The organism is Salinivibrio sp. PR932, assembly GCF_001996125.1.
In the GTDB taxonomy this organism is placed as follows: Bacteria; Pseudomonadota; Gammaproteobacteria; order Enterobacterales; family Vibrionaceae; genus Salinivibrio; species Salinivibrio proteolyticus.
Map to the genome: position 1 here is coordinate 29,047 of NZ_MUFM01000023.1, position 20,865 is coordinate 49,911.

General features: G+C 50.2%; 19 protein-coding genes. 5 read left to right on the plus strand and 14 right to left on the minus strand.

Annotated features, from left to right (window positions below; genetic code table 11):
- Nucleotides 1-43: 43 nt before the first annotated feature.
- The 4 genes from BZG84_RS11430 to BZG84_RS11445 form a co-directional block, all read right to left on the minus strand.
- A complete protein-coding gene (locus BZG84_RS11430) occupies nt 44-1,270 on the minus strand; it encodes a quaternary amine ABC transporter ATP-binding protein (protein WP_077662523.1) in 1,227 nt (408 codons plus the stop codon).
- Nucleotides 1,263-2,159 (minus strand): ABC transporter permease, encoded by an 897-nt coding sequence (locus BZG84_RS11435; protein ID WP_077457908.1) that lies wholly within the window; start codon nt 2,157-2,159, stop codon nt 1,263-1,265. Before BZG84_RS11435 ends, BZG84_RS11430 begins: the two co-directional genes overlap by 8 nt.
- A gap of 62 nt (nt 2,160-2,221) precedes the next feature.
- On the minus strand, nt 2,222-3,217 hold the full coding sequence (locus tag BZG84_RS11440) for an ABC transporter substrate-binding protein (protein WP_077482031.1): 996 nt from the start codon (nt 3,215-3,217) through the stop codon (nt 2,222-2,224).
- 166 nt (nt 3,218-3,383) lie between these two features.
- Nucleotides 3,384-3,923 (minus strand): isochorismatase family protein, encoded by a 540-nt coding sequence (locus BZG84_RS11445; RefSeq protein WP_077482033.1) that lies wholly within the window; start codon nt 3,921-3,923, stop codon nt 3,384-3,386.
- A 159-nt stretch (nt 3,924-4,082) separates the two neighbouring features.
- Between BZG84_RS11445 and BZG84_RS11450 the strand changes: the two genes are divergently transcribed.
- On the plus strand, nt 4,083-4,952 hold the full coding sequence (locus BZG84_RS11450; protein WP_077482159.1) for a DMT family transporter: 870 nt from the start codon (nt 4,083-4,085) through the stop codon (nt 4,950-4,952).
- Between the two features lie 3 nt (nt 4,953-4,955).
- On the opposite strand, the gene BZG84_RS11455 is transcribed toward BZG84_RS11450, so the two are convergent.
- The gene (locus tag BZG84_RS11455) at nt 4,956-5,930 is read right to left on the minus strand and encodes a lipid A deacylase LpxR family protein (protein WP_158011491.1); all 975 of its coding nucleotides are present in this window, start codon (nt 5,928-5,930) and stop codon (nt 4,956-4,958) included.
- Nucleotides 5,931-6,068: 138 nt separating this feature from the next.
- Between BZG84_RS11455 and BZG84_RS11460 the strand changes: the two genes are divergently transcribed.
- Nucleotides 6,069-6,908: a sulfurtransferase gene (locus tag BZG84_RS11460; RefSeq protein ID WP_077481211.1), complete on the plus strand. Its 840-nt coding sequence runs from the start codon at nt 6,069-6,071 to the stop codon at nt 6,906-6,908.
- Nucleotides 6,909-6,916: 8 nt separating this feature from the next.
- Here the strand turns inward: BZG84_RS11460 and BZG84_RS11465 are convergent, their stop codons facing one another.
- Nucleotides 6,917-7,756, minus strand: coding sequence for a phosphate ABC transporter substrate-binding protein (locus BZG84_RS11465; RefSeq protein ID WP_077481209.1), 840 nt, complete (start codon nt 7,754-7,756; stop codon nt 6,917-6,919).
- 361 nt (nt 7,757-8,117) lie between these two features.
- Here BZG84_RS11465 and BZG84_RS11470 point away from each other — a divergent pair, with 361 nt between their 5' ends.
- Both BZG84_RS11470 and viaA read left to right on the plus strand, forming a co-directional pair.
- A complete protein-coding gene (locus BZG84_RS11470; protein ID WP_108743616.1) occupies nt 8,118-9,791 on the plus strand; it encodes an AAA family ATPase in 1,674 nt (557 codons plus the stop codon).
- Entirely contained in the window at nt 9,784-11,253 is a 1,470-nt protein-coding gene (gene viaA, locus BZG84_RS11475; protein ID WP_077678228.1) for an ATPase RavA stimulator ViaA, read from the plus strand. Before BZG84_RS11470 ends, viaA begins: the two co-directional genes overlap by 8 nt.
- Here the strand turns inward: viaA and BZG84_RS11480 are convergent.
- The 4 genes from BZG84_RS11480 to BZG84_RS11495 all read right to left on the minus strand — a co-directional run bounded on the left by BZG84_RS11480 (nt 11,247) and on the right by BZG84_RS11495 (nt 15,010).
- Entirely contained in the window at nt 11,247-12,164 is a 918-nt protein-coding gene (locus tag BZG84_RS11480) for an EamA family transporter (protein WP_077678229.1), read from the minus strand. The two genes, viaA and BZG84_RS11480, sit on opposite strands and share 7 nt — an antisense overlap.
- Nucleotides 12,165-12,313: 149 nt before the next feature.
- Nucleotides 12,314-13,108: an ABC transporter ATP-binding protein gene (locus BZG84_RS11485; RefSeq protein ID WP_077481201.1), complete on the minus strand. Its 795-nt coding sequence runs from the start codon at nt 13,106-13,108 to the stop codon at nt 12,314-12,316.
- On the minus strand, nt 13,105-14,016 hold the full coding sequence (locus BZG84_RS11490; RefSeq protein ID WP_077678230.1) for an ABC transporter permease: 912 nt from the start codon (nt 14,014-14,016) through the stop codon (nt 13,105-13,107). Before BZG84_RS11490 ends, BZG84_RS11485 begins: the two co-directional genes overlap by 4 nt.
- 25 nt (nt 14,017-14,041) lie before the next feature.
- The gene (locus tag BZG84_RS11495) at nt 14,042-15,010 is read right to left on the minus strand and encodes an ABC transporter substrate binding protein (RefSeq protein ID WP_077481197.1); all 969 of its coding nucleotides are present in this window, start codon (nt 15,008-15,010) and stop codon (nt 14,042-14,044) included.
- 511 nt (nt 15,011-15,521) lie between these two features.
- On the opposite strand from BZG84_RS11495, the gene nhaD reads away from it, so the two are divergent.
- Entirely contained in the window at nt 15,522-16,952 is a 1,431-nt protein-coding gene (gene nhaD, locus BZG84_RS11500; RefSeq protein ID WP_069588405.1) for a sodium:proton antiporter NhaD, read from the plus strand.
- A 103-nt stretch (nt 16,953-17,055) separates the two neighbouring features.
- Here the strand turns inward: nhaD and BZG84_RS11505 are convergent, their stop codons facing one another.
- From BZG84_RS11505 to BZG84_RS11520, 4 genes are read right to left on the minus strand one after another with little or no spacing between them, the layout of a single operon-like run.
- Complete coding sequence (locus tag BZG84_RS11505; protein ID WP_077457664.1) at nt 17,056-17,496, minus strand: universal stress protein; 441 nt, start codon at nt 17,494-17,496, stop codon at nt 17,056-17,058.
- Nucleotides 17,497-17,517: 21 nt separating this feature from the next.
- The gene (locus BZG84_RS11510; RefSeq protein ID WP_069588401.1) at nt 17,518-18,801 is read right to left on the minus strand and encodes a TRAP transporter large permease; all 1,284 of its coding nucleotides are present in this window, start codon (nt 18,799-18,801) and stop codon (nt 17,518-17,520) included.
- Nucleotides 18,802-18,813: 12 nt separating this feature from the next.
- A complete protein-coding gene (locus BZG84_RS11515) occupies nt 18,814-19,389 on the minus strand; it encodes a TRAP transporter small permease (protein ID WP_069588399.1) in 576 nt (191 codons plus the stop codon).
- A 57-nt stretch (nt 19,390-19,446) separates the two neighbouring features.
- The gene (locus BZG84_RS11520) at nt 19,447-20,469 is read right to left on the minus strand and encodes a TRAP transporter substrate-binding protein (RefSeq protein WP_069588397.1); all 1,023 of its coding nucleotides are present in this window, start codon (nt 20,467-20,469) and stop codon (nt 19,447-19,449) included.
- Nucleotides 20,470-20,865 lie beyond the last annotated feature (396 nt).

Sequence of the window (20,865 nt, forward strand, 5' to 3'; positions counted from 1 at the left end):
GTTTGATGAACACAGCGGCTAATAAAATAGCCGCTGTCACCGGTTAGCTCGCAATCGCGGGAGCGTCGGGATCCTTTGTGGAGGCGGCTTTCTCGCTGAGAATCGTGGCAACCGTTTGGCGTGAAAGGTGGCCAATCAATTCCCCTTCTTTGTCAAAAACAGGGAGCGGCCACTTCGATGCCAGCGTGTCTGGGATCACTTGTTCAAGCAAGGAGTCTTGGTCGATAGCAGGCACATCTTCAATCATACTGGCATCAATTTGTGTACTGGGATCAGCTTTGCTGAGCGCTTTTTCACTTAGTGTGCCTTGGTAGCCTTCTTCGGTGACATAATAGCCATAGCTGGCTTTCTGTTGACGCATTTGCGTGATGGCATCGCCAATGGTATTTGCACTTATGCGACAGATCTGCGGCTGCATCACCGTCTCCACCGTTAGTGCGCGGGCGCGATTCACATCTTTGACAAAGGCTTCCACATAGTCATCTGCTGGACGCAATAGAATATCGACGGGCTCACCAACCTGTACGAGTTTACCATCGCGCAAGATCGCAATGCGATCGCCCAAGCGTAAGGCTTCATCCAGATCATGCGTAATAAACACGATGGTCTTATGTAGCTTCTCTTGTAACTCAATCAATTGATCTTGCATCTCGCTGCGAATAAGCGGGTCCAGCGCAGAGAAGGCTTCGTCCATGAGCAAAATATCGGCATCGGTACACAGGGCACGCGCGAGTCCTACCCGTTGCTGCTGGCCCCCTGACAATTGCGCAGGGTATTGGTCCGCGTACCCCTCCAAACCAACGGTTGATAACCACTGTTGGGCTGTGGCGTCGCGTTCCTTTTTGGCCACGCCTTGAATGTGCAGCCCAAACGCGACATTTTCTTTAACGGTACGGTGCGGTAATAAGCCAAATCGTTGAAAGACCATCGACATTTTATGACGGCGGAATTGCTGCAACTCTTGTTGAGAGAACTGCATAATATCCGTGCCCTCAATGCGAATCGCACCTTCGGTAGGATCAATCAGACGGTTAAAGTGACGGATAAGGGTCGACTTCCCCGACCCCGATAGTCCCATGATCACGAAGACTTCACCGCGTCGAATCGAGAGGTTGATATCACTTAACCCAATGGTATGCCCAGTTTGTTGAAGCAAGTCATCTTTGCTTTTTCCGTCTTTCACACTGGCCATTACTTTGTGAGGGTGTTTACCAAACACCTTGTACAGGCCTTCAATTTCAATCAGCGTGTCATGGGTTGGCTCAGTCATGCTCACTTCCTTTTAAATGCTGCTGCGCACGTTTGGCGTAGCTTTGTGAAACGCGGTCAAAAATGATGGCGAGCGCCACAATGGCTAAACCGTTCAGAAGACCTAGGGTAAAGTATTGGTTAGTAATGGATTTGAGAACGGGTTGCCCCAAGCCTGCCACACCAATCATGGATGCGATAACAACCATGGCCAAGGCCATCATGATGGTTTGGTTAATACCGGCCATAATGGTGGGCATTGCCAAGGGTAGCTGAACTTGGAAAAGCCGCTGCATGCCGCTGGCACCGTAGGCGGTAGCTGCTTCGAGAACATCTTTATCGACCAATCGGATGCCTAAATTGGTTAATCGGATCACCGGCGGAATGGCATAAATCACCACGGCAATGACACCGGGAATTTTCCCGATCCCAAGCAACATAACCACTGGAATCAGATAGACGAATGCCGGCATGGTTTGCATAACATCCAAAAGTGGCGTGACAATCGCTTGGGTTCGGTCTGACTTTGACATGGCTATCCCAATCGGTACACCGACACCAATCGCGAGCAGGGTACAGACGAGAATAATACTCATGGTGCTCATGGTGTCTTCCCACATTCCCAGATAGCCGATGGCCGTGAATGCAACCACCACGGCCAGAGGCAGCTTCCACGAGCGGCTGGCCAGATAGGCAATACCGGCCAGAATCGCGATCACTAACCACCACGGTGTCGACAGCAACAAATCTTCGAACCAAACCAGAAAGTTAAGTAAGGGGTCAAAAAAAGACTCGATAGATTCGCCGTATTCACGGGAGAAGCTGCGATAGGCACCGTCGAGGGTTTTACGTATTTCAAGCAGATCTCGTCTGCTCATTTCAGGCACATCAGTTAGCCATGAATTTGCCATTTTCAGGGGGTTCCTTTACTGCGGGGAAAGCGCAGCGCAGCCAAAGACTGCGCTGAGTGAGGTTAAAGTGCATTGTTGATTTTATCGGCGACATCATCGGACACCCATGATGTCCAGATCTCAGGGTGCTCAATTAAAAAGTGTGTCATGGCATATTCGCCATCGGCCTGATTTTCTTCCATCCAGGCAAGCAGTGTATTCATTTGGTCGTTAGTAAAGCCTCGTGTTTCGAGATAAGCCACGGCGTCTGGTGCACGCTTTGCGAATCGTTCGGTGATCACGGTATCAACATCAGCCGCGGGATACATAGTGACCCTTGGGTTGAGACAGTCATTCGCGGTCACACATTGTTTGTAGTGATCAATATCGGTGCCGGATTCAAAGTCTATTTTGACCATGTCATATTTGCCGAGCACGGCCGTGGGCGCCCAGTAATACCCGAACCAAGGCTCTTTACGTTCATAAGCTTTGGCGATTGAGCCGGCTAAGCCAGCGCCAGAGCCCGGGTCAACCATTTCAAAGCCGCTATCGGCAAGGTTGAGGGCGCGAAAGAGGTTGGTTGACGTGATCTGGCAATTCCAGCCGGCGGGGCAGCCATAGAATGCAGATTTAGAGGGATCTTCAGGGTGAGTAAATAGTTTGGCATTCGCCTTAATCCCCGAAATGGTTTTCAGCTCAGGGTAGTCATCGACGAGATATTGCGGCACCCAGAATCCTTCTTCACCGCCATTAATCAAGGCTTTGCCTGCATAGCGAATCCGGCCCTCGTCGATACCACGTTGCAGTCCTTCACGCATTGAGTTGCTCCAAAATTCCGGCGCAATATCGGGCTCTCCTTTTTCGACCATCGATGTACCGGTCGGCATGGTGTCACCCGGCACCAGCTCTGCATCACATCCGTAACCATGCTCGAGAATAAAACGGTCGATATTGGCAATTAAGCTTGCAGAGTTCCAATTCATATCGGCAATGGTCACTTTGCCGCAGGTGTGATCATCCGCATTCACGGGCAGTGCGCCTACCGCTAACAGGCTGGCGGCAATGATTCGCTTGTACATAGTGCTTCCCTTCTTCTTTTACACGCATTCCCAATAATATTAGACCACTAACCAAATTGTTAGGGGGAAGAGTACTAGATAGATCACGCTGTATCATCTGCAGGGCTTGCAGTGATTATTTGTTGCACTAAATATTTAGGCGGTGTGTCATGGCGCCGACCTGCGCTTATTTGATCAACGATAAAAAGCGTTTGAAGTCGTCGCCACCGGCTTGTTGTTGCCACTCGAATAACAAAGACTCAACCACGGTTATCCATGCACCATGTTGTTGCATCATGCTCAGGCCTACTTGATGGTGATTGGCATGGCACGAAGACGTCGCGTCGACTGCCACGTGAACATGATAATGAGCACGAAGGAGGTCGCAAGCGGTTTGGTAGACACAAATGTGCGTTTCGATGCCACATAAAATCACTTGTTTACGGTTGAGCGTTGTTAGTTTTTGCTGCACTTCGGGGTGGGCGTAAGCGCTGAAAGTTTGCTTAGCGATGGGGGTGTTCTCGGGCAACAGCGCGGCGAGCGATGGAGAAGTTGGGCCGAGTTTATCTGGCAATTGCTCCATCCAAATAACGGGCACATCAAAATGCTGACAGGCGCGTAGCAGTTGCGCGGTCTTTTGGTGTAGCGCATCGCTATTTACCACTTTCTGCGCCAGTTTTCCTTGTACGTCAATCAGAATGACGACAGCATTTTCTGTATTAATCATCACACTATCCTTTTGTTTTCACGAAGTAATAAGCGTAGCAGGACGGTTTTTTCTTCGCCGAGGCCCATCGCACAAGTTATTATCATCACATAAAGATACTTGATATAAATCAACTGGAGCACTAATATATCTTCACATTAAGATAAATAAGGGCAAGGTATGCATTATTTGATTGCGGTATTGGCACCGATTTTTTGGGGGAGCACTTACTCCGCGGTGGCACTATTCTTGGCGGATCTGTCTCCCTATTGGATGGCAGTGTGGCGCGCATTGCCAGCAGGCTTGCTGATGCTATTGATTAGTCGTCGCGGCTTACCGTTGAGCGTGCCGCGCATGCTCGCGGTGAGCTTTTTTAATATCGCAGCGTTCTTTTTGTTGTTATTTGTGGCTGCTTATCGTTTACCGGGTGCGGTTGCTGGGACATTAGGAGCGACCTTACCGCTCGTATTGATGTTGTTGCAGTGGTTAACAGAAGGGAAACGCCCTCAGTTAAAGATGTTGATGTTGGCACTGCTCGGTTTGGCTGGGGTGGGGCTACTCCTTAATCCTTCTTCCGACATTGATTGGATTGGTGCAGGGGCGATGTTGGCCGCCACCGTTTTTGTCGCGCAGTCGACCTTGTGGATGAAGCGCTGGGAGGCCAAAGATATCTTTGGTTTAACTGCGTGGCAGTTGGTGATTGGTGGCGTGATGTTAATCCCGTTTGCATGGTTACTAGCAGGACCGCCACAGGCTATCAGCCTCCATGCCGTTCCGGGTTTGATCTGGGTAATTGTGTTGAATACCGCGGTAGGTTACTGGGCTTATATACGCTCGATTACCGTGTTAGGCCCCAATCGCCAGTCGATCATTATGTTTTTGAACCCACTGACTGCTGTCACCCTCGGGGTCTTGTGGGTTAATGAGACACTTCAGCCCATGCAGTGGGTCGGTATTGGGTTGATCCTTGCTTCCTTGGTATGGATGAAATGGTCTGATCGCGGCGCACGACCTGTGGTGAAACAAGCCGTAGAAGCCTCTGCCAGTTAACCGTTAATAACGATAGTGGACTGTCCATGACACATAGCTGTAGGTGTCGTCAGTCGCTTGTTGATAGTCTTTACTGTGCAGCGCAACGCTCACGTCAGTGCCCCAGCGCGGTTGGTAATAAGCGAAACCGGCCGCGGCACTGGCTTGCCAATGGGTCATATCAATATCTGCGTTTTCAGGGGGCTTATCGCCATTAATGGTGATGTCATTGGCGCGGTATCGACCTTGCACAGCGGTGTAAAAAAACGCGCCTTGGGTGCTGGCATCAAACATTCGGCTGTCAAGGTGGCGACCGGGCTCAAAACTGATCCCACCATAGGAATTCGCTAAGTCTAGCCCGATGCGATAGCTGAGCCCGGCGGATACTTCACTGCGAAAGTTACCAATATCTGCGCGACCAGATACGCCCCACTCTTGGTATTCGCTCCGATGAAGAAGCTGGTGGCGTTCGTAGGCAAACTGTGCCACCGGCGTATTTCGCACCTGATAGTCCCATCCTTTGGGATCCGGTGAGTCGATAAGCTTGTGCACGTAAGATTGCCCTTGTTCGGTCAAAGAAGCAGGCCCTACGATGCCAAACAATACCGACCATTTATCGACACGTTCAGGCGTTTGCTGATACACACCCGGCTCGATAAAAATCAGCCCCGCGTAGGGACGCTCGTTAGGTTGCGGTGTGGTGAAGGTGATGTCATTCGGTGTCCACATCATCTGGCCGATGTCTAGACTCCAAGCTTGACGGGCCTCTGGGTTTAAAGGCAGTTGCTCTGCAAACCAACGTATCGGCGCCACCGATGTGGTGGTGACATCGTCAGACCAGTCACTGTGCCAATGGGCATATACGCCACTGGTATATTGATTATCTTCGCCGAGTGGGCTGTCATTTTCGATCGTTACGCCAAACCCTGCTGCTTGGCCGAGTGAGGGAAGCACGAGCAAGGCTAAAGCGGTTCGACGAATTAGGGGCAGCGATGTCATTAACGTCCTCATTGGCTTGCATCTTAATGGCGACAGAATCAGTATGAAGAAAAACTGAGTGTTACTCTATGTCACGCTCGTCAGTATCGAGTGAAACATGAGTAAGGCCTCCATCAATAATGAAAAGGGATCGTCAAGATGTCAGTGTTTGTCAGTGCGCAGTGGTTAACGTCGCGATTAGAGTCGGTTGTCCCCGTAGACGCCAGTTGGTTTATGCCCGACGTGGCGCGCGATAGCTATCAGGAGTGGCAGCAGCGCCGTTTGCCGGGTGCCATATTCTTTGACTTTGATGGCGCTATTAAAGATACCCAATCGACGTTACCTCATATGTTACCCAGTGCTGAGGAATTTGCGAGACACATGGGCAAACTCGGCATCGCGCCACAAGATACCTTGGTGGTCTATGATACCCAAGGCCTGTTTTCTGCCGCCCGCGTGTGGTGGATGTGTAAAGTCATGGGCCATGAAAATGTCTTTATTTTAGATGGTGGATTGCCGGCTTGGCTGGCACAAGATGGGCCTGTGGAAGAGTCGGCCGCGAAACCCCGCGTCGAAGCAACGTATGTGTCGAGCTTCAAACCTTATCGCTATATAGATGGAGAAACACTGGCGGCAAAACTGGCGGCTGTGAATGTGATTGATGTCCGTCCAGCGGCACGGTTTAACGGGACGGTGCCAGAGCCAAGAGACGGTGTGCGCGCAGGGCATATGCCGGGCGCAAAGAACTTACCATTTGCTAGTCTTACTGACCAACAAGGCTTCGTGATTGATCAAACAGAAGCCAGACGCCTTGTGCTTCCGCTACTCAGTGATACACGCCTTAATGTTGCAAGTTGTGGGTCTGGCGTGACGGCTTGCATTCTCGCCGCAGTGGCCGAGCATTACTTTGGCTACCCGATTGCTGTCTACGATGGGTCATGGACAGAGTGGGGTAGCCATAAAGCATGGCCGGTGACTAAGGAAGCCAGTACGGCCTAATTGCTCGCTCAGGGCGTTGTCAGTGCCATCTGTTGCGACTGACTCGCGACATAGCCGGCATTGGCAAACGCTTGCTGGCCTTGCTCAGAAAGCAAGTAATCATAAAAGCCGTTAGCGGCGGATGACAGTGGCGCGGTTTTGCGCAATATCACAAAAGGGCGCGCCAGCTTATAGCGCCCATCAGCGATGGCGGCCAAGGTTGGTGCTTGACCATCCACCGATAGCGGCTTGATGCCTGCATCGACCGAGCCTAGCGAGACATAGCCGATAGCATGAGGGTTCTTGGCGACTAGGGTTTTCACCATGCTATTGCTATTCACCACCATTAAGCGCGGACTCACTCCTGACACTGTCTCACCTTTCACGACCTTGGTCAGGTCGAGTAAGGTTTCAAACGAAAAGCGCGATCCCGAGGCTGACTCACGAGACACCGCGGCGATTTCACGATCCGCTCCCCCGAGTGCTTGCCAGTTTTTAATCTCCCCCAAATAGATCTTCCGAATTTGAGCTTGGGTCAGGGCCGTGACGGGATTGCTGGGATGAACCACCAAGGCAATGCCATCATAGGCCAGAATATCGGTGGTGAGATCGGGAGCAATTTCTTCTTGTTTTAAATACCGCGAACTCATGCCCATGGGTGCAATCCCTTGTTTGACTGCAGCAATACCCGCGGCCGAGCCCGTTCCTTGTACCTGAATGACCACATCATGGTCGCGCTGATAGCGCTCGGCAATCACTTCCATCACATGGCTCACAGACGTTGAACCCGTGATAGTGACTGATGGCGCGGCGATCGCGAGTTGGCTGATGCAAAGGAAGAGGAAAGAAAAAAGTGTGTGTTTAAGCATGGGTTAACGTCCTGTCGCGATAAAGAGGCAACGGATTCTATGACAATGATGTGTCATTCCAGTGACAACGTGAGCCAAAACCATACTGAGTTAACAAGATCAAAGCGTTCCTGATGCTTTAACCATCAGCTTCTTCGAGCGACTACACAATATTGACTTTAAGGTGATCTGTGTCACTATTTGATATCTGCATCAATGATATATCCATACATTACTTAAAATTTACTTACACATTAGTTTATTTATTGTGCGCTTGTTCAGCGTGTTGATGGCAGCCTTGGATGGACTTGCCATGCTTTATGTAGAAGCAGGAAGCCGCCTTATCACCGCGAGAGGCCGCTCAGACTGAAACCGAATCAGAATGCGGGAGTGTCACTTGTCTCAAAACCTCGCCACCGTCAGCCGTCGTGCGCTATTGCCTGAGCGCATTTCTCAACTCATTGATGCCCTCTCCAGCGGCGTCTATGAACGTGAACATACGATCAAAATGTGTTTGCTCGCCGCGCTTGCTGGCGAAAGTGTGTTTTTGTTGGGGCCACCGGGCATCGCTAAGAGTTTTATTGCCAAACGCCTAATCGATGCGTTTGAAAACAGCCAGTTCTTTGAATATTTGATGACCCGCTTCTCCACCCCTGAAGAAGTTTTTGGGCCGTTATCCATTCAAGCGCTGAAGGATGAAGGTAAATATGTTCGTCTCACTGAGGGCTATCTACCCAACGCCGATGTGGTGTTCCTCGATGAGATTTGGAAAGCTGGTCCGGCTATCCTCAACACGCTATTAACTGTGGTCAATGAGCGTACGTTTCGTAATGGCGAGCATGTTTATCCGGTTCCCATGCGGCTTCTCGTCACGGCCTCAAATGAACTTCCTGAGCCTGATAGTGGGCTAGATGCTTTGTATGACCGAATGCTTCTGCGCGTATTTGTCAACCGTATTCAAGAGAAGAAGAATTTTAAACTGATGCTCACTGAGCCGAGCCAAGATGAAACCTCGGTGCCAGATAAAATTAAAATTGGTCATGAGGAGTATCAGCAATGGCAAAGCATTATTCCTAGCCTTGCTTTGCCTGATGCGATTTTTGACAAGCTCTATACCTTAAAGCAGCGGCTCGAGCAGGCGGGCGAAGAGAGTCCAAGCTTTAATCCAGCCGAATTATACGTCTCGGATCGCCGCTGGAAAAAAGCGGTGCGCCTCTTAAAGGCGGCGGCGTTCTTTAACGGGCGTGATGAAGTCGGGCCGCTCGACTTACTGCTACTCGAAGACTGTCTCTGGCACAGCCCTGAATCGCGCGACGTGGTACAGGATGTGATGCGTCGGTTTGCGGCTGAGATTTTGTTCGATCAGCAAGAAGCCTTAGCGTTAATGGATGATGTGAAAGTGGCCTTGCGTGACATAGAGCAAAGCACGGTCGATGCGCTCGCTTACCAGCAAGACAGCGCAAGTTCGAGCTTACGAAAACCCACCATTGATATCAGCAAAGCCCCGCGTTTTAGCGTCAATCAAAGTCGCGACCTCGTCCGCTTTGTGCTGCTCACTGCCAATCCGTCGGTCTCGGAGCAAGAAAAGGGCGATAGTCGCTGGATATACCTCGATGCGGCCGATGTGGAGAAGAAGCTCAAGCCCGGCAGCACGGATCTTTATGGCTACGTCAACAAAAACACCCATTTGTGTCGCCTCACGTTAGAGTGGGACGCACAGGGCATGCTGGTGGTCAAAGACATTGCCAATCGTGCTGTGCCGGTTGCACTGGCGGGGGTGAATAATCCAAACGCTGAACAGCTTGACACCTGGCACGCGCAAACCGACCAAGCGCTTGAACAATTAAATCAGGCGCAGTTTCTTATTCGTCGCGCTCGTAGTCAGCTAAATGCAGGCCTACCGCATCTTTTTGCCCAGCCAGAGTTACTGGAAGTCGCATCTGCGAGCTTGGTGGATGCCGAGCGGGATGTAAAAGCGCACATGGCCACGCTAGAACAGCAAGCACGCCGTTTACGTCGTCTCGATACGTTTTTTACTGGAGCGGACGATGCTTAGCGCAGAAAGCTTAAACATGGGCTTGATGTTGGCGGAATCCGGCTTGCTTGATGCGGCAATGACCGAGTTAATGTCTCACCCCCAGTTACTGCTTCTCACTGAGCGCAGCCCGGCGATCAAACGTGCGGTACAAAAACAGCTCGATAGATGGCGCGGCCACACCAAGCGCAAACTCATGCAGCAAGGGTTGTCACCGGCCCTGAAGCAAGAAATTCAGTTGTATGAACAAGCGACAGAGAAGTCGGCACGCGCCTTTGAGTCCGACATTCAAACACTCCTCGCTGACTTGGAGTCGGTCTCTTCGTTTCATGCGCAAGCGTCATCATTGGCGGCACAACAGGCTGAACATCCTGACCCAATGTTTCAATCGTATTTTTGCAATAAATGGCATGCGCATTTAAAGGCAGAAATCCACGCGTTGCAGTCGGAAAATTTGGAAGCGCAAAAAGAGAAGCTTTTAGACGATCTTTACCGTCGTATTGCAACCTATCAAACGATGGATGGCGTCGATCAATCCGGTGATATCAGTAAAGTGGGCCGGTTGTGGGATATGGCCGCGAGCCATTTGTCTCAACATGACGTGACCTTACTGAAACGTTTTGTCACTTTCCTAGAGAAAAATCCTGATCTTCAAGCGATTGCGGAGCAGTTGGGACGGATGGCGAATCAAGTCAGTGCCAGTGGCCCCAGCCAGCAACCGACTGAAACCTTAAAAACAGTGCCAGAGCGACAAGTTGACGTTCCTGATGATATTACGGGTATTTGTCAAAGCGACCGCGTTGATCGCTTACTTCCTAATGAAGCGGTGCTGCTCTCAGATCCTACGCTCGAAGTGGTGTTTTACAAGCAATTGGTCGATAAACAGCTACTGAACTATCAATTGTCGGGGAAGGCGCATCGTCGCCAAAAGGTAGAAACCAATGCACCGAGTCAGTCTAAGCCTGAGCAGATAAAAGGCCCATTTATTATTGCGGTCGATGCCTCTGGCTCCATGAGTGGCTTTCCGGAACAATGTGCAAAAGCCTTGGCGTATGTATTGATGCGTATCGCCGCCACCGAGCATCGTGACTGCTACGTGATGCTGTTTTCCACTGACCATATTAGCTATGAGCTGACTGGCGAACAGGGACTACAAGAAGCGATGAGCTTTCTTTCATACCGTTTTCATGGTGGTACCGATATGGCGCCAGTGATTGATAAAGCGCTCGATTTAATGGCAGGTGACCGCTACCAAAATGCTGATCTGGTGGTGGTGTCTGATTTTATCGCGCCCAAACAATCGGATGCGATGATCGAAAAAGTGAATGCATTGAAAGCGCAGCAAAATCGATTTCACGCAGTGAGCCTGTCTAAATATGGTAATCCAGAGCTGATGGCGATGTTTGATCACTGTTGGCGCTATCAGCCATCTTTAGCCGGACGCTTAGTTAACCAATGGTGGCCGGGCAAGCGCGATCACTGAGCGGACGCAGACGGTGCTTTTTTCGCCGATGCTTTTCTTACTTGCATAAGATAACGCCACAGTCTCGCGCCAAGTACGGAAATGGTTAGCCCAACCACGATCAATCCTGCCCCCACCCATTCGATGGGTGATAATCGCTCCCCCAGACCTATCGAGGCGGCACTCATTCCCACAATGGGGATTAATAACGCGAACGGTGTGACCGACGCTGAGGTATGTTGATTTAATAGCCAGCCCCACAAAGCAAAGGCCACCAAGGTAGAAATGTAGCCGACGTAAGCGATGGATAACCAGCCAGATAGCGGTGTAGCTTGCAGCAATTGGAGCGGATGTTGGCTCTCCAGTAAATAGGATAGGGCGAAGAGTGGCAGGGGAGGGATCAAGCTCACCCATACCATAAAATGCATCAGATTCACGCCTGGCATCTGTTTCATCACCAGATTGGCAATGGCCCAGAAAAACGCCGCGGCGACGATCATCGTCACACCTGTGAGGGTAGCGCTACCTGTGGTGGTAAGAAAGAAAAGTGCAAACCCAGACAGAGCAATGAACAGCCCCAGTCCTTGCGCGCGAGTAACAACTTCGCGCAGTAACACCGCACTCAGTAAGATGGTAAAGATCACCTGCGCTTGCAACAGCAAAGACGCAATCCCTGCCGATGCGTCGGCGTCCATCGCCACAAAGAGCAGGCTGAATTTAATCACGCCAAGACTGAGTCCAACGGTCAATAACTGCCACAGTGGGACGCGAGGACGTGGGACAAACAATACCGCTGGGATAGCAACAATTAAAAAGCGCAACCCAGAGAAAAGAATTGGCGGCAGTGTGTGTAAGCCTACTTTGATGACAGAGAAATTCACGCCCCAAATAACGACCACGGTGAGGGCGAGTGCGATACTTTTTGCGTTCATACCTAATTCCTTGGCAATACTGGCGTTAGGCTAGCATGGAAATGTCATAACCCCTAATTGTTAGACAGCCATGCCAATAAATTAGAACTGTTGATGGGGCCATCATGAAAAAAGGCGCCGAGAGGGCGCCTTGTGGCTTGGGAGGTGAGTTAACTGAGAAGCAAACTGTCGTCTGCCAGTGTCTCGCCGCGCACTTTATTGAACATCTCAAGCAGGTGCGGCACATCCATGTTTTTGCGCTCATCGCCATGCACATCAAGCACAATGTTTCCTTGGTGTAGCATCACGGTACGGTCGCCACAGGCAAGGGCATCTTTCATGGAGTGCGTGACCATCATCGCAGTAAGGCTAAACTCATTGACGATGGTTTTGGTCAAATCAATCACGAACGCAGCCATGCGAGGGTCGAGCGCGGCGGTGTGCTCATCCAGCAATAAGAGTTTGCTTTCCGACAAGGTCGCCATGACCAAACTGACCGCTTGGCGTTGGCCACCGGAGAGCAAACCAATACTGTCGCTCAACCTATCTTCAAGGCCCAAACCTAAAATCGCTATCCTTTCTTGAAAGAGCTTGCGGCGCTTGTCACCGAGCGCACGTGTCCAGCCACGTCCTTTACCGCGACGATAAGCCAGTGCAAGGTTTTCTTCAATGGTCAGCGAGGCACAGGTGCCTGCCAGCGGATCTTGAAACACACGGGCTGCGAGGGTGGCGCGTTCATGAACGGCTTTCTTGGTCACATCGACGCCATCAATATTGACGCTTCCGCCGATCATTGGCGTCTCGCCGGTTACCGCACCGAGCAGTGTTGATTTCCCAGCGCCATTAGAGCCGATAATGGTGACAAACTCTTTTTCTGGAATCGTCAGACTTACGCCACGTAAGGCGCGGTTTTCAAGCACAGTACCGGGGTTAAAGGTCACTTGAATATTGGTTAATGAAATCATTCCGACACCTCTGTCTGCTTGGCGCGTTTTGATTTTTGATATTGCTGACGCATTTTAGGCGCGATAAGCGCGACGGCGACCAGTACGGCGGTAACCAGGTTGAGGTCCGAGGCTTGCAAGCCAAACATACCACTGGATAGTGCAAAGGCGACGGCGAGACGGTAGAGAATCGAACCAACAATAACGGCAACTACCGCCACCCACACTTTGCGGCCCGGTATCAGTGTTTGGCCTAAAATCACAGCCGCAAGACCAACCACAATGGTGCCGACCCCCGAAGTAACATCGGCAAAACTATTGGTTTGTGCAAATAGCGCCCCAGCAAAGCCGACAAAGGCGTTGGATAGGGCTAAGCCAAAATAGGTATACATGGCGGTACTGCCGCCCTGCGCCTTAACCATTCGAGGGTTCACCCCAGTGGCGCGCAGGCCGAGACCAAAATCACTGGCGAGTAAGCGAATCACCAACAAACCACTGATAATCACTAAAACACCGACCACGAGCGGACGCAGATAGACAGGTGCGATACCCAGCTGTTCGAATGGGGTAAGAATGGTTTCCTCACCCAACAAGGCGATATTCGGCCGACCCATAATACGAATATTGATCGAAAAAGCGGCAATCATCGTCAAAATGCTCGAGAGCAGATTGAGGATGCCGCACTTCACCGTCAAAAACGCCGTCACCAAGCCAGTGATCCCACCGGCCAGAATAGCGACTGCGGTAGCAAACCAAGGGTTGTAGCCTGCGACGATAAGTGTGGCCGCCACCGCAGCGCCCATCGGGAAGCTGCCATCAACGGTAAGATCGGGAAAATCAAGCACCCGGAACGTCAGATAAACCCCTAAGGCGACCAAGCCATAGATAAGGCCTACTTCCAAGGTGCCAAAAAAAGCAATGGCAGTCATTCACTACTCCTAAGACTGATACTGACTAGTCTTGAATACGCGCGGCACGATCCAAAATCGTGTCGGGAACCGTGATGCCAAGTCGATTGGCTGCCGCACGATTAACGGCTAAGTCAGAGCCGAGCGCGACTTTGGCCGGCAGTGAAGACACGGGTTTCCCTTCCAGTACCGCAGCAACATAATCAGACGTTTGCACACCAACGGAGTAGTAATCAAAGCCGAGCGCTACCACTGCGCCGTTAGGGATATACGATGTTGACCCACCAATCACTGGGGTATCAGCAGAATTAGCCGCTGCGACAAGACCATCGATCGCGCTGGCAACGGTATTATCGGTTGGCGCATAAATCACATCCGCTTGGGTGGCCACAACTTGCGCAGCAGATTGAACATCTGCACTTTTTAGCGCTGTGCCTTCCACAACCTTAATGCCTTGAGCACTGGCAGCTTCACGGAGTAATTCGACTAATGTGACGGCATTGGCTTCCCCTGGATTGTAAACCACCCCAATGGTGGTGAGCTCGGGGAGTAACTCTTTAGCCAATGCAACGTGTTGAGCGACAGGAGAGAGGTCAGACAGACCGGTTACGTTGCCACTCGGAGCATCCATATTCTTAACCAGTTTCGCTCCCACAGGATCGGTAACGGCGGTAAAAATAACTGGGATATCTTTGGTTGCTGCTGCCAGTGCTTGTGCGGAAGGTGTCGCGATCCCAACCAGCACGTCAGGTTGTTCGCCAACATATTGACGAGCGATTTGAACAGCAATAGCCGGGTTACCTTGCGCTGTTTGATATTTAAAATCTAGATTTTCTCCCGGCGTATATCCTTTGGCTTTTAACCCATCGAGTAGACCGTTTCGCGCGGCATCAAGCGCAGGGTGCTCGACAATTTGGGAAACCGCAACCGTCGCGGTTTCTGCCAGTGCCGTCACAGAGACGCCAACAGACAGCGCGGCAGCGCAGGCCAATGTGGCGAGTTTAGGTGCTTTCATAGTGACTCCCTTCTTCTCATCATGCATGCCATGGGTGGTGATCAAGCAAGGATGTTAGATTGCGATGTTGTGTGTTAGTTAAAATACGAGTTTTGTTTTTATAGCAATTGAATTTATTTGCTTTTTATTCAAACTTAGTCGTTTTTTGCTGACGATGACAGCGTATGTCGACTAGTAAGTTGATATTATTAAGCTTGACAGTAAGCAATGTCATCTCTTTTTTGCCGATTCACCTCGCTTAAAGATAGACGTTCACGCCACATTTGTTAATATTATGTTTGCTTTTGTGCTGCTGCTCGGCAAATGAGCAAAACAAACGATTATGAAAACCCGTTGAGTGCAAAAGCGTGCGCTGTTTGAGGTCTTTTTTGAGGCTGAGAATCGTGTCACGACAGGGCGTTCACTGGCATTTATCCCTCGTCGATATAGGGTTTTAGACAACACGGCCGATTAGGCCGGTTTTTTTATGCAATGTAGAAAAGTTAGGTAATCAATACTTGGAGGCTCAAGGATGAAGCGTTTGGTTGCGGCACTGGCGGTAGTTTCGCCGAGTGCGTTTGCCGCTACGACAGGACAAGGACTGGATTTAACCCAGAACTGGGTAGGCTATGCCTCTTTAGCCATTTTTGCCGTGGCTTACAGCTTGGTGATGCTAGAAGAAAAGCTTCATTTGCGTAAGTCAAAGCCTGTGTTACTGGCGGCGGGGTTAATCTGGTTGCTAATCGGATACGCGTACTCACAATGGGGAGACATGGCCCCCGCGCATGCAGCGCTTGAGCATAACCTTCTTGAATATGCAGAGCTACTGCTATTCTTGCTGGTGGCGATGACCTATATTTCCGCGATGGAAGAAAGGCGCCTATTTGATGGCTTAAAAGCGTGGATTTTAAGCAAAGGCTATGATTTACGCACCTTGTTTTGGATCACTGGAGTACTTTCCTTCTTTATTTCTCCCATTGCGGATAACCTCACAACGGCACTATTGATGTGTACGATTGTGCTAAAAATCGGCGGTGACAATCCTCGCTTTGTGAACCTCGCGTGTATCAACATTGTGGTTGCCGCGAACGCAGGGGGCGCCTTCAGTCCCTTTGGTGATATCACCACACTGATGGTTTGGCAGGCGGGCAAAGTGACCTTTGCTGAGTTCGGAGCTTTGTTCATTCCATCTGTAGTCAACTATGTGATCCCCGCTTTTATTATGTCACTGTTTATCCCACGGACTCAGCCGGATGTGATGCAAGAGCACGTCGAGCTTAAACGTGGCGCGCGTCGTATTATGGTGTTGTTTTTACTCACCATTGCCACTGCAGTTGCGTTCCATGGCTTTATTCACTTCCCACCGGTGATGGGTATGATGATGGGCCTCGCGTACTTGCAGTTCTTCGGCTTTTACTTGCGTCGCACCCTGCCGCGCTCATTGGCACGTAAGCGTGCGATTGCGGAGGCGAAGAATGACGAAGCGGCATTACGTCGCCTAGGCTCAGTGGTGCCTTTTGATGTGTTTCGTCGCATCTCGCACGCGGAGTGGGATACCTTGCTTTTCTTCTATGGGGTCGTGATGTGTGTCGGGGGACTTAGCTTGATTGGTTACCTCACCATGGTCTCAAACGTCATGTATCTGCAGTGGGATCCTATCTGGGCGAATAGCTTGGTTGGGGTGTTATCCGCGGTGGTCGATAATATTCCTGTGATGTTCGCAGTATTAACGATGAGCCCAGAAATGTCGCACGGAAACTGGTTGCTGGTGACATTAACGGCCGGTGTTGGCGGCAGCTTGCTCTCTTTGGGGTCAGCCGCAGGGGTGGCATTGATGGGACAAGCGCACGGCAAATACACCTTCTTTGGTCATTTGAAGTGGGCACCTGTCATTATGTTGGGGTATATCGCCTCTATCGCTGTACATTTAGTGCTTAATAGCCACTACTTTCATATTCAATAGCTGATAAGTTGGCATCATAGAAAAACGCCGCTATCCAATAGCGGCGTTTTGCTGTTTAGCGTAAGGGATTTTGCCGTGTAGTGAAGCAAAAGCCATCACGGCGTTAGACGACCATCGTGGGGCAGTGGGCGCGTCCAGCCACGCGATGTGACACACTGCCGAGGAACATACCGTCTTTATCTGAATGTGTCCCGTGTGCCCCCATCACAATCAAATCTACCTCTTTGCTTTTGGCAAACTTAATGATGGTTTTAGAGGGGCGACCGCCTTTTACAAAACCTCGTACATTTTCGCCGCCATTTTCAAGCGCATGTTGTTTGGCTTGCTCGACGATGTTACGCGCGTATTCGCTTAAGGTTTGATCTGGGATTTGTAATCGATCAGGGCGCACCATCGATAGCGATGCCTCAAACAAACTGTGATGCTTAAACACACACAAAAGATACAACTCTGCACCGGTGAGTTGTTGAATTTCTAGCGCTTTATCCAATGCGTTTAAGGCTGAAAAAGAGCCATCAACCGCAACGAGTATTCGTTTAAACATCCAGTTACTCCTGTTGTTAGGTTATCCAAACGCGATATCACGCAGGAATAACGCAATCTGAGGGAACATCACCAGCAGTGCGGCGGAGAGAAGCAGCATCGCAATAAAAGGGCCTGTCCCACGGATAACTTCCCAATAGGGTTTTTTGAAAATCGCAATCGCGGTAAAAATATCGCAGCCAAAGGGTGGTGTTGCTGAACCAATCGCGACTTGCAAGGTGATCACTATCCCCACATGTACAGGATCAAGACTAGTGGCTTCTATCGCAGGTGCAAATATAGGCGTTAACACCAAGATAACCACAATGGGGTCAACAAACATACAGGCGACGAAGAAGGCGATAGAAATTGAGGCAAGGACACCCATAGGGCCCATTTGGCTAATCCCGACGGCTTCTAGAATGGTTTGCGGGATTTGTGCGAATGAGATAATCCAAGAGAACCCATTACCGACCCCCACCAAAATGAAAACCACTGCAGTGATAAGGCCGGTTGAGCGCGCGATGGTAAAGACATCTCGACTGCTTAATGATCGGAATACTCCAAACTCCAAAATCATCGCATACAGCACACACACGGCAGCCGCCTCGGTGGGACTAAACACACCGCCATAAATCCCCCCCACAATAATTAATGGGAACATCAGTGGCCAAAGTGCTTTCCGGGTAGCCTGCATACGCTCTTTCCATGTGGCCTTTGGCTCAGTCGGCACTTTATTGACCGTCGCGTAATAGAGGCAGTACAAAGAGAAAAAGCACAGAATCATCAAACCAGGGCCAATCCCCGCGATGAATAGCTCGGCAATCGAGGTTTCGGAGATCACCCCGTAAATGATCATCCCGATACTCGGTGGGATCAAAAAGGCGATATCACTCGAGTTGATAATCAGCGCGAGTGAGAACGAATCGCTGTATCCGGCGCGCAATAATTTAGGACGTAAAGCAGAACCCACTGCGACCACTGTCGCTTGGGTTGAACCTGAAACGGCGCCGAACAGCGTACACGAGGTCGCCGTACTGATGGCTAAGCCGCCACGAATATGGCCGATAAACGTCATGACCATATCAATCAAGCGTGAAGCCGATTGACCACGGGTCATAATGTCTGCAGCAAGGATAAACATGGGCACAGCAATCAAGGACGCTGGGCGGATGCCGCCTAACACTTGTTGGATAAAGGTATCCATTTGACCGACGCCACCAAACATCATGTAAAAACCAGTTAAGGCGGCAGCCGTAAGGGGAATCATCATCGGAAAGCCAAGCACGAGCAAGACGATCATGATGAACATTAAAGTCAGGGCCATAAGAGTGCCTATTTAAACTTCACTTTCAGTCTCAGCGTAACCGTCAAGCACGCCGGCGGAGAGGTAAACATCTGGAGCGGTTAGGTTTTTATAAACGGTTAGTCCGTATTGGATCCCTGTGATGACAAATCCAAGGGGAACCCAGATATAGATCCACCAAATTTCAAAACCGAGGGCGGGCAAAATACGGCCTCGGTCGTATACCGAAACGATGTATTGATAAGAAAAATATGCGAGAACCAGCATAATCAAACCAGTTACTAACGCGATAGTGATCATTAGGATCTTACGTCCCTTAAACGGCAGGGTATCGTAAAGGGCAGACATACGAATATGTCGACCATGACGAGCGGCATAGCCAATCCCCGCGAACGTGATCAGAATGATCAGAATGCGGTTTATCTCACCGGAAAAGAACAGCCCTTGACCAAAGCCAAAACGCGCCACAACGTTCACGCAGGTATTGAGCGCCATTAACAGCACGCCTGCGGCGAGCATAAAAGACTCGATTTTGCAGATCAGGGTGTCCAATTTACCAAGAAGGCCGGGAAGCTCTGAGTGATAAGTGAGAGAGTCGGAATCGGTCATTACGTATTCCTCAAAATAAACAGGCACCGCAAGGCGCGGTGCCTGAACAACTGACAACTAGTTAGTAACGGCTTCGAGATCTTTCTTAAATTGATTAAGAAGGGCTTTGCCGCTTTCGCCGGTCATTTCATAGAAGGTTTCTTCAACCTGAGGGGCACGTGCTTTGAACTTAGCGATTTGCTCATCCGTCAGGCGTGTGACAGTCACGTCGTCACTCGACGCCTGAATTTTCTCCAATGACTTCTCAGCAAGGCCACGGATATGTTTCACCGTTTCATTGAAGGCATAATCAGCTGCGTCACGGATCATGGCTTGATCGTCTTTCGACAACCCATCAAAGAAGTCTTTGTTTGCCATGGAGGCAGTCGTAAACCAACCGTGGTGTGTGAAGATCAGGTTCGGCGATACTTCGTACAAGCCGCCTGATTCAATCCAGAAAATCGGGTTTTCTTGACCTTGGATCATATTGGTTTGGAGTGCGCCATATACTTCACCCCATGGCAATGGCGTTGGCGTTGCACCAAAGGCTTCATAGGTTGATGAAAGCAGTGGGTTAGTCATGACACGGATCTTCTTGCCTTTCAGATCGGCCGGCTCAGTCACAGGCTCGTCGGCAGTCATGACCATTTCGCCCTCAGGGTACATTTTGAGAAGCTCAAGGCCTTGCTCTTCATACAGTTTCGGGAAATCTTCATTCACTGCCTTGCTCTGACGGAAGAACTCGATCACGGTTTCCATGTTGGTTGGCATCAGATAAGGGATGAAGAAAATTTGTGCCTCTGGGATCAATGAGCCAGTAAAGCCCGGCGATTGGTTAACAAATTGAAGAATACCGGCTTGGGTTTGCTCCATGATGTCATCAGACTCACCCAGCTCGCCGAAGCGATAGATTTGCAAAGAGTGTTCAGAGTTATCTTCGATGTATTCCTTAAACTTGTGTGCATACACGTCTTGTACGTCACCTTCATACTCTTCGTGCGCATAGCGCCAAGTATCGGCGCTGGCTAGGGCTGAAAAGCCAAGCGCAGCAGCAACGCATGAAACCGCAGTCAATTGCTTAAGATGGCTATAAATGGACATCGTGTCCCTCCGATATGTGGTTTAGCTTTCACTCGTGGTTAACGAGAGTGTGATTAAGATCTTTTTCTCACTTGACGAGTTGGCACTTTGTGCCTGTCTCTCCTATACCCGTGGAAGCATCTGCCGATGTTTTTGCCACCAGACAGACTATCCCAACAGCTTAAACATCAGAGCTGTAATTATTAAAGCCAGATGAATTTTGGCGTGTTTGCACTGTGACTGAGATCTTGTTTTTGCATCAAAAGAGAAAATCTCAGCGCAAAATAACAGCGATTCACTGAAGGAAACCAGGTTTATTCAGGGGGTTGCGGTCATGTAACAACACGGCAGATAATTGGATGGTGTTTTTTTTTAATAAAAGATATAGAGACAACAGTAAATAAAAATCTACACCAA